At 45.3% G+C, this 528-nt stretch carries 1 protein-coding gene; it reads right to left on the bottom strand.

What is annotated here, in order from left to right; genetic code table 11:
- Positions 1-37: 37 nt before the first annotated feature.
- A partial coding sequence (locus tag N1032_RS27700; protein WP_259543945.1) for a hypothetical protein occupies positions 38-528 on the bottom strand: 491 nt, incomplete at its 5' end.

Below are 528 nucleotides of genomic sequence, written 5' to 3'. Positions count from 1 at the left end.
GATTCCTTTCCATTTGCCGCCCTTTTCAGTAGCGGCGTTATAGGGTGAATGGTAAGTTTTCAATAGGCGACCATGTAGAAGCGATCCCGGCTTCTGACCAATAGCAACCACGATTAGAGATAAGGCCCATAAAGGCATATCTAGAAGCGTCTATGTGATGATCTGCACCTGCAAACCCTGTTTCACGGGTCTTTTCATCAAAGGTGTAAGAATAGCTATGCTTTTCTCTAAACCACTGATCGCAGTTATCACAAATCTTTAATTTGCCTGTATTCATTAGATAGCGCATTTCTACTAAGCCTGTTTCTACACTGAAACGGTTAGTAGTGCGTGTGCCTAACTTCAAGTTTCTTAGCATGGTTTCCGGTGGATTCATTGCCGGATCAGGCGGTACATTCACGCCTAAACGCTGCATTAGCTTACCGTTGCTTTCAAAGTGGTTAGACTTCAAGCCGCTATCATGAGGCATTAGGATCGGTACGCCCCTGTAAGGGCTGTTTAAAATGGCGTGGGCTAATGATTCCGGGC

Origin of the sequence: Herbiconiux daphne, assembly GCF_024979295.1 — a bacterium.
In the GTDB taxonomy this organism is placed as follows: domain Bacteria; phylum Actinomycetota; class Actinomycetes; order Actinomycetales; family Microbacteriaceae; genus Herbiconiux; species Herbiconiux daphnes.
Note: the sequence above shows the minus strand (reverse complement) of the source record. Positions and strands in the feature narration are given on the sequence as shown.